The sequence below is a fragment of the Kitasatospora sp. NPDC059812 genome (genome assembly GCF_042732075.1).
Classification (GTDB): Bacteria; Actinomycetota; Actinomycetes; order Streptomycetales; family Streptomycetaceae; genus Kitasatospora.
In genome coordinates this window covers 43,152-51,430 of sequence record NZ_JBHWIO010000067.1, presented here as the reverse complement: position 1 = coordinate 51,430, position 8,279 = coordinate 43,152, and the positions used below count along the sequence as shown (strand labels likewise).

Here is an 8,279-nt window from a genome sequence, read left to right as displayed (position 1 = left end):
TGATGGTCGAAATCGGGTGCCAGGGGCACGTGGTGCGTGAGGGGGCCGGCTGTGGCACATCGGCGGTTCAGGCGTGAGTTGACGGTCAGTTCGGCCGAGCTGTTCGGCGAGGAGCTGCGGTTCTACCGGGAGCTGGCCAGCTACACCCAGGAAGAGCTGGGCAAGCTGCTGCACTGCAGCCGGACGAACATCACCCGGTACGAGACCGGTCAGCGCCGCATGCCGCCGGAACTGGTGGAGAAGGCCGATGAACTGCTCAACACGGGCGGTGCGTTGAGGCGGATCTGGGGGAAGGTGGACTGGAACGCCGGGATTGAACATCCGGACTGGTTTCAGACCCATGCAGACATGGAGTCCGAGGCGCTCGGTGCCCGTGTCTACCAGCGCGGATACATGCATGGCTTGCTGCAGTGTCGGGAGTATGCGCAGGGGCTGTTTGCGGCTGGTGGTTCGACAGCGCTGATTGAGGAGCGAACGACTGCACGATTGGCTCGGCAGCAGCGGTTCCTCGTGCAGGACGGCCCCTTACTTCTGGCTGTTCTTGACGAAAGTACGATTCGGACGGTCATCGGCGGGCCCGAGGTGATGTATCGGCAGATGGAACACCTGCTGGCCATCTCAGAGCTATCGAACGTGATCATTGAGATCGCGCCGTTCGCGGACCGTAGGACCGTCATCCCCACGTCGATGGTTCTACTGGAGATGCCCGACGGGCAGAACTACGTCTACTCGGAGAGCTTGGATCGAGGGCATCCGAGCAATGATCCGGAAGTCGTCGCTGCACACCGGCGCGTCTATGATCGGCTTCGCAGTGAGGTACTCCCAGGGAGTAACTCGCTTGCGCTGATCCGTGATGCGCTGGAAGGGTACAAGGATGACGCGAAACGAGCTCGCCAGAGCCGTCTGGCGGAAGAGCAGCTACAGCGCTCCCAACGGCGGAGACTGCATCGAGGTGGCCCCCGGATTCCCAGGCCTCGTCCCCGTGCGTGACTCCAAGGACCCGCAGGGCCCGGCCCTCGTTTTCCCGGCCGCCGCCTGGGAAGCCTTCGTGATGGCCGTCCGTGAGGGCGACTTCCTAGCGTAAGACCTCCGAGGAGCTGGCGATGGTGACCTGGCGGAAGAGCAGCTACAGCGCGGGCGACGCGGGCGAGTGCATCGAGGTGGCCCTCGCGTGGCGCAAGAGCAGCTACAGCGGGGACGATGGGGGCGAGTGCATCGAGGTGGCCCTCGGATCTCTTCCGGGCGGCGTCCCGGTGCGTGACTCCAAGGACCCGCACGGGCCGGTGCTCGTCTTCCCGGCCTCTGCTTGGACGTCTTTCCTCTCCTCCGTCCAGGCCGGTGACTTCCCGGAGCGGTGATTTGTTGACGGGGGCGCGTCGCCTGCCGCGTGCGCCTGCCGCCACCCGAAACGCGCCTTCTGACCAGGCGAAACGTGGATCGGTCCCTACGCTGGGTGTTGGCCCGCCAGCCTCGTCGAAGGACCGCGTATGCGCCGCTCCCGTCTCCTGCTGTCCCTGGCCCTGTCCGCCGTGACGGCCTCCGCCCTCGTCGCCGCCGATGCCGCGCCGGATGGGCAGGACGGGCCGGTCCCGTCGGTCAGCCTGCCGGTGCTCCGCGACCCGCAGGCCCAGCAGAAGCTCCACCGCATGACGGACCCGGTGCAGGACTGGGTGGAGTCCGGCGACCGGGCGGCGGACGGCTACGCCGGGACCGTGATCGACGCGTCGAACCAGCGCGCCGACATCTACTGGAAGGGCGAGGCCCCGGCCGAGGTCCGGGCGCTGCTCGACGCGAACGCCGGCCCCGGCTACACCGTCGATGTTCACCAAAGCCCTTACTCCCGTGCGGAGATGCGCGCCGCGATCGACCGGTTCACCGCCGCTGTGGCGCCCGAGACATGGACGTCGATCGGCCCGCAGGAGGACGGCGCCGCCATCGCGATCACGTACGTGCCGACGACGGCGACCCGGCCGACCGGCGGCGCCACGACCGAGCAGGCGTACTCCCGGACGGCCGCCGAGATCGCCGGGATGCCGGTGACGGCCACCGTCGAGGGCATCCCGGCAGCGCTGTCCGGCAGCCGGCACTCCGACAGCGCGCCGTACTACGCGGGCGCCGAAGTCAACACGGGCAAGGCCTCGTTCTGCTCGACCGCGTTCAGCGGTTGGAAGGACGGGACGAAGGTGCTGCTGACCGCCGCACACTGCGGCAGCGGCCGGTACTACAACGGCACCAGCGGCTACATCGGCGACCTGTACGCGATCGGCGACGGTTTGGACGTCGGCATGATCGGGATCAACGGCAACGGCGCCGGCCGGTTCTACGACGGTGCCTGGTCGGACAGCGGCGGTTCGTCGCGACGCACGTACGGGGTCGGACGCAACAACGTGGGGGACCTCGTCTGCCTCAGCGGCGCCCAGTCGGGGTGGAAGTGCGACGTGGAGGTCAAGAAGGTCGATGTCGAGACGACGAACGACGAGGGGACGAAGATCAAGCCGGTGGACGTCGCGGAGTCGAAGGGTGGTGACCGACGGGCGATCGGCGCGAAGGGTGACAGCGGCGGCCCCGCACTCGCCAACCCGTCCGGCGCGAACGGCGACATGGAGGCTCGCGGCGTGATCGTGGCCGGAAGGTCGGCGGTCGGCTGCCCGGCTGGATCGACGGCCCACTCGACGACCTGCTACGCGCAGGTGCTCTACGTGCCGATGACGCCGGTGGTGAGCCAGATGGGCTTCTCGATCTCCTGACGGCAGCACGAGCGGGGAACCCCCCCCGTCGAGGAGGGGTGTCAGTTCCGCGGGTTGAGGCGGCGGGTGGGTTCCGCTGTCGACGGGTCCTCGGGCCAGGGGTGGCGGGGGTAGCGGCCTCTCAGCTCTGCGCGGACGGCGCGGTAGCCGTTGTGCCAGAAGGATGCGAGGTCTCCGGTGACGGCGGCGGGGCGCCCGGCGGGCGACAGCAGGTGGATGGTGAGGGGGACGCGGCCGGCGGCCAGGGCGGGGGTCGCCGTCCAGCCGAAGAGTTCTTGCAACTTGACGGCGAGGAAAGGGCGTTCGGTGCTGTAGTCGACTCGTATCTTCGAGCCGGACGGCACGGTGATGCGCTCGGGGGCCAGCTCGTCCAGGCGGCCCGCCTCTCCGGTGGCCCAGGGGAGCAGACGCTGCAACGCCGCCGTGGTGTCGATGCGGGCGAGGTCGGCGCGGCGGCGGGCGCGGGACAGTTCGGGCTCCAGCCACTCGTCGGCGCGTTCCAGCAGCGCGGCGTCGGAGACGTCCGGCCAGGGGGCGCCGATGGCGGAGTGGAGGAAGGCGAGGCGTTCGCGCAGGCCGGGGGAGGGCCAGGTGAGGAGGGCGGAAACGCCCTCGCGGGCCAGGCCTTCGAGGATGGCCGTCCGGACGAGGGCCCGGTCGGGGCGGTTGAGCGGCTTCTCGGCGAGTTCGATCGCGCCCAGCGACTCGACCCGGCGGGAGACGACCTCGTCGCGGCGGGTGTCCCAGTGGACTTCCTCGCGGGATTCGAGCAGCGAGGCACCGGCGAGCCGGGCGGTGTCCTCGTCCAGTGCCGCCGCGTGCAGGATGCGGGCGGACGGGGAGCCGGCCGGGCGGTCGGCGGCTGCGATGGCGAGCCACGGCAGTGCGCCGAGGGCGGTGCCGGGCGCGAGTTCGGCCGCCGTCCCGGAGGCCATCAGGTACGGGCTGCGCTCGCCGGGGGCGGGGCGTTCGACCCGGGCGCGGGCGATGCGTTCGGGGAAGGCGAGGGCGACGACTAGGCCGGCGGCGGTGGTGTCGGGTAGTTGAGTGGCGGGTTCGGAGCCGGCGGCGCGCAGGAGGCGGCGGACTTCCTCGCGCCAGCGGCCGGCGTACGGGTCGCTGGCGGAGCGGACCGTCCGCCAGACCGCGCCGAGGTCGTCGCCGAGGGCGCGCGGCGGTTCTTCGGAGAGCAGGGCGACGACCTCGGCCGCTCGACGGGCGCCGACGGCAGGGGCGCCGTCGACCAGCGCGCGCCCCAGTCGGGGGTGCAGCCCGGTGCGGGCGAGGCGGACGCCGCGCTGGGTGGCCCGGCCGTCGGTGTCGACGGCGCCGAGGGCCTGGAGGGTCTGCCGGGCGGCGGCCATCGCCCCGGCGGGCGGGGCGTCGGGCAGGGCGAGGCCGGTGGCGTCCGGGTCTCCCCAGCAGGCGGCCTGGAGAGCGAACGTGGTGAGGTCGGCGAGGGCGATCTCGGGGGTGGGGAAGCGGGCGGCGAGGGCGTCCTCGGCCTCGTTCCAGCAGCGGTAGACGGTGCCGGGGGCTTCGCGCCCGGCACGGCCGGCGCGCTGGCGGGCGGCGGCGAGGGAGGCGCGGACGGTGACCAGCCCGGCGAGGCCGCGGGCGTGGTCGGTGCGCGGTTCGCGGGCGAGCCCGGCGTCGACGACGATCCGCACGCCGGGCACGGTGAGCGAGGATTCGGCGACGGCGGTGGCGAGGACGACGCGGCGGCCGTCCGAGGGGGTGAGGGCGGCGTCCTGGACGGCCTGCGGGGCGCGGCCGTGGAGTTGCAGGACGTCCGCCGCCACGGTGGACAGCTGTCCGGCGACACGGCTGATCTCGCCGACGCCGGGCAGGAAGCAGAGCACGTCGCCCTCCTGTTCGGCGAGGGCCCGCCGGACGGTGGCGGCGACGTGGTCGAGCAGCGCCGGGTCGACCCGGGTGCCGTGGGCGGGCCGGACGGCGCGCGGCGGCGGCGCCCACACCGTCTCGACCGGGTGGGAGACCCCGTGCGCCTCCACCACCGGCGCGCCGCCGAGGAGTTCGGCCCAGGCCTCGGTGTCGGAGGTGGCCGAGGCGCAGACCAGCCGCAGTTCGGGCCGCAGTGCCGCCCGGACGTCGAGGAGGAACGCGAGCGCGGTGTCGGCGTCCAGGTGCCGTTCGTGGCACTCGTCGAGGACGACCACGTCGACGCCGGGCAACTCCTGGTCGCGCTGGAGCCGTTGCAGCAGCACGCCGGTGGTGACCACCTCGACCACCGTCTCCGGGCCGACGCGACGGTCTCCGCGCACGGTGTAGCCGACCCGCCCGCCGACGGCCTCGCCGAGCAGCCAGGCCATCCGCCGGGCGGCGGCCCGGACGGCGAGCCGGCGCGGTTCGGCGACCAGCACGCGGAGCGTCGGACGCTCGGGATCGAGCAGCCCGGCGAGCGCGAGTGGCACCAGGGTCGTCTTGCCGGTGCCGGGCGGGGCGGCGAGGACGGCGGTGCCGGGCCCGTCCAGCGCGTCGTGCAGGGCGGGCAGGGCGCTGCGGACGGGCAGTCCGCGCCAGGCGGGGTTCAGCGAGCCGGGGTTCGGCAAGGCGTCAGCCCCATTCGGCGAGGCGGGGTTCAGCGAGCCGGGGTTCGGCAAGGCGTCAGCCCCATTCGGCGAGGCGGGGTTCGGCAAGGCGGGGTTCGGCAAGGCGTCAGCCCCGTTCGGCGACGAAGATCGCGGTGCCGGGGATCAGCCGCCCGCGCAGCGGGGACCAGCCGCCCCACTCCTGCTCCAGGCCGGCCGGCCACTCGGGCTCGACCAGGTCGGTCAACCGGAAGCCGGCGCCGACGAGTTCGCGGACCCGGTCGCCGATGGTGCGGTGGTGTTCGACGTAGCTGGCGCGCCCCTGCTCGTCCTCCTCGACGTAGGGGGTGCGGTCGAAGTAGGAGGAGGCGGCGGTGAGGCCCTCGACGCCGGGCTCGTCGGGAAAGGCCCAGCGGATCGGGTGGGTGACGGAGAACACCCAGCGGCCGCCGGGGCGCAGTACCCGGTGCACCTCGCGCATCAGGGCGGAGGTGTCGGCGCTGAACGGGACGGCTCCGTAGGCGGAGCAGGCGAGGTCGAAGGAGGCGTCGGCGAAGGGCAGGACGGCGGCGTCGGCCTGGACGACGGCGACGGGGGTGGCGCCGCGGCCGAGGTCGATCCGGCGGGAGTGCTGGAGTTGGCGGTGGGAGATGTCCAGGGCGACGGGGCGGGCGCCGCGGCCGGCCAGCCAGCGCGAGCACTGGGCGGCGCCGGCGCCGATCTCCAGCACGTCCTTGTCCGCGACCTCGCCGAGCAGGTGGGCGTCGGCCTCGTCGAGGCCTTCGGGGCACCAGGTGAAGCGGTCGTCGCCGAGGAACTCCCCGTGCTCGTCCTGGTACTCGTCGGCGTTGCGGTCCCACCAGTGCCGGCTGGCCCGGCTGCTCTCCCCGGTGCCGGCCGCGCGCCGTACCGCGTCGTCGCCGTCGCCGTCAAGATCATGCAGGTCGGACTGGGGGGTGGTGGCCACGGTGATAATGCCCATCGCGTAGGGTGTGGAGTGCGGAAGCGCCGCTGCCGAGACCGGGCCCGTCAAGGACCCGATCCTGGCGGTGGCATCCGGGGAAGGGCCCCCTTCGGGCGCCACCGCAAGGTGCGCAATCGGAGGATATGGCCTGATCCATACCGGGCTCCACCGTCTTGCCGCTCTTGGCGTTGACCGTGCCTGGCCGTCCCCGTATGCTACAAGTTGCGCTGCGGGCCTGCGCGCCTCAGACGGAGCAGGTCGCGCTCGCATCTGTCGAAGACCCCACGGTCGCAAGACGGACGCCGGATTTCTCGCTGTGCGGGAATGCCGGTGCGCCGTGTTCTTGGCTGTCCGGCTTTCGGTGGGAGCGATACGGGCCCTCCGCGTGGCATTACCTACGACTTTCATGTCCGTACCGGAGCCCTTTTCCTAATGACGAGCCCCACCGACTCCTCCCTCAGCACCACCCCGCAGGTCGCGGTCAACGACATCGGCGACGCCGAGGCGTTCCTCGCCGCCATCGACGAGACCATCAAGTACTTCAACGATGGCGACATCGTCGAGGGCGTCATCGTGAAGGTCGACCGTGACGAGGTCCTCCTCGACATCGGTTACAAGACCGAGGGCGTCATCCCGTCCCGCGAGCTCTCGATCAAGCACGACGTCGACCCGCACGAGGTCGTCGCCGTCGGTGACAACATCGAGGCCCTGGTTCTCCAGAAGGAGGACAAGGAGGGTCGTCTCATCCTGTCCAAGAAGCGCGCTCAGTACGAGCGTGCCTGGGGCACGATCGAGAAGATCAAGGAAGAGGACGGCATCGTCACCGGTACCGTCATCGAGGTTGTCAAGGGTGGTCTCATCCTCGACATCGGCCTCCGTGGCTTCCTGCCGGCCTCGCTCGTCGAGATGCGCCGCGTCCGCGACCTCCAGCCCTACGTGGGCAAGGAGCTCGAGGCCAAGATCATCGAGCTGGACAAGAACCGCAACAACGTGGTCCTGTCCCGCCGTGCCTGGCTGGAGCAGACCCAGAGCGAGGTCCGCCAGACCTTCCTCACCACCCTCCAGAAGGGCCAGGTGCGCTCCGGCGTCGTCTCCTCGATCGTCAACTTCGGTGCCTTCGTGGACCTGGGTGGCGTCGACGGCCTGGTGCACGTCTCCGAACTCTCCTGGAAGCACATCGACCACCCGTCCGAGGTTGTCGAGGTCGGCCAGGAGGTCACCGTCGAGGTTCTCGACGTTGACATGGACCGCGAGCGCGTCTCCCTGTCGCTGAAGGCGACCCAGGAGGACCCGTGGCAGCAGTTCGCCCGTACCCACCAGATCGGCCAGGTCGTTCCGGGTAAGGTCACCAAGCTGGTTCCGTTCGGTGCGTTCGTCCGCGTGGACGAGGGCATCGAGGGTCTGGTCCACATCTCCGAGCTGGCCGAGCGCCACGTGGAGATCCCGGAGCAGGTCGTCCAGGTCGGCGACGAGATCTTCGTCAAGGTCATCGACATCGACCTCGAGCGTCGTCGCATCAGCCTGTCGCTCAAGCAGGCCAACGAGGCGCTGGGTGCCAACCCGGCCGAGGTCGAGTTCGACCCGACCCTGTACGGCATGGCTGCCTCGTACGACGACCAGGGCAACTACATCTACCCGGAGGGCTTCGACCCCGAGGCGAACGACTGGCTGGCTGGCTTCGAGAAGCAGCGTGAGGAGTGGGAGCGCCAGTACGCCGAGGCGCAGTCCCGCTTCGAGCAGCACCAGGCCCAGGTCATCAAGAGCCGTGAGGCCGACGCCGAGGCCGCTGCCGAGGGTGGCGACGCTGTCGCCGCCGCTGCCGGTGGCTCCTACTCGTCCAGCAGCGACGAGGGCTCCGGCGCTCTCGCCTCGGACGAGGCCCTGGCGGCCCTGCGCGAGAAGCTGGCGGGCGGCCAGAGCTGAAGCTCTGACCCGCTGCCAGTACCTGGCGCATAGCTGAACGGTGGGGGGGGGGGGCGCGGGAGAGGGGGGGGGGGGGGGGGGGTGTGTGGGGGT

At 71.2% G+C, this 8,279-nt stretch carries 7 protein-coding genes; 5 read left to right on the top strand and 2 right to left on the bottom strand.

Annotation, left to right across the window (positions count from 1 at the left end; translation table 11 throughout):
• Nucleotides 1–78 precede the first annotated feature (78 nt).
• From ACFV6D_RS28010 to ACFV6D_RS27995, 4 genes are all read left to right on the top strand, one after another.
• Nucleotides 79–990 carry a helix-turn-helix domain-containing protein gene (locus tag ACFV6D_RS28010; protein ID WP_380561532.1) on the top strand — a complete coding sequence of 304 codons (912 nt, stop codon included), beginning with the start codon at nt 79–81 and terminating at the stop codon, nt 988–990.
• Nucleotides 953–1,084, top strand: coding sequence for a DUF397 domain-containing protein (locus ACFV6D_RS28005; protein WP_380486509.1), 132 nt, complete (start codon nt 953–955; stop codon nt 1,082–1,084). The genes ACFV6D_RS28010 and ACFV6D_RS28005 overlap by 38 nt, the downstream gene beginning before the upstream one ends.
• Before the next feature lie 19 nt (nt 1,085–1,103).
• A complete protein-coding gene (locus tag ACFV6D_RS28000; RefSeq protein ID WP_380561530.1) occupies nt 1,104–1,358 on the top strand; it encodes a DUF397 domain-containing protein in 255 nt (84 codons plus the stop codon).
• A 129-nt stretch (nt 1,359–1,487) separates the two neighbouring features.
• Nucleotides 1,488–2,747: a hypothetical protein gene (locus ACFV6D_RS27995; protein ID WP_380561528.1), complete on the top strand. Its 1,260-nt coding sequence runs from the start codon at nt 1,488–1,490 to the stop codon at nt 2,745–2,747.
• Between the two features lie 41 nt (nt 2,748–2,788).
• Here ACFV6D_RS27995 and hrpB read toward each other — a convergent pair whose 3' ends face one another.
• A complete protein-coding gene (hrpB, locus tag ACFV6D_RS27990; protein WP_380561526.1) occupies nt 2,789–5,320 on the bottom strand; it encodes an ATP-dependent helicase HrpB in 2,532 nt (843 codons plus the stop codon).
• Nucleotides 5,321–5,426: 106 nt separating this feature from the next.
• Complete coding sequence (locus ACFV6D_RS27985; protein ID WP_380337935.1) at nt 5,427–6,281, bottom strand: class I SAM-dependent methyltransferase; 855 nt, start codon at nt 6,279–6,281, stop codon at nt 5,427–5,429.
• Between the two features lie 414 nt (nt 6,282–6,695).
• Here ACFV6D_RS27985 and rpsA point away from each other — a divergent pair, with 414 nt between their 5' ends.
• Nucleotides 6,696–8,186: a 30S ribosomal protein S1 gene (gene rpsA, locus ACFV6D_RS27980; RefSeq protein WP_063347134.1), complete on the top strand. Its 1,491-nt coding sequence runs from the start codon at nt 6,696–6,698 to the stop codon at nt 8,184–8,186.
• The last annotated feature ends 93 nt before the right edge of the window (nt 8,187–8,279 follow it).

Excerpts from the sequence above, each read along its gene's own strand:
- ACFV6D_RS28000 (WP_380561530.1), top strand. The coding sequence starts at position 1,104 with ATGGTGACCTGGCGGAAGAGCAGCTACAGCGCGGGCGACGCGGGCGAG.
- ACFV6D_RS27995 (WP_380561528.1), top strand. The coding sequence starts at position 1,488 with ATGCGCCGCTCCCGTCTCCTGCTGTCCCTGGCCCTGTCCGCCGTGACG.
- rpsA (WP_063347134.1), top strand. The coding sequence starts at position 6,696 with ATGACGAGCCCCACCGACTCCTCCCTCAGCACCACCCCGCAGGTCGCG.
- ACFV6D_RS27985 (WP_380337935.1), bottom strand. The coding sequence starts at position 6,281 with ATGGGCATTATCACCGTGGCCACCACCCCCCAGTCCGACCTGCATGAT.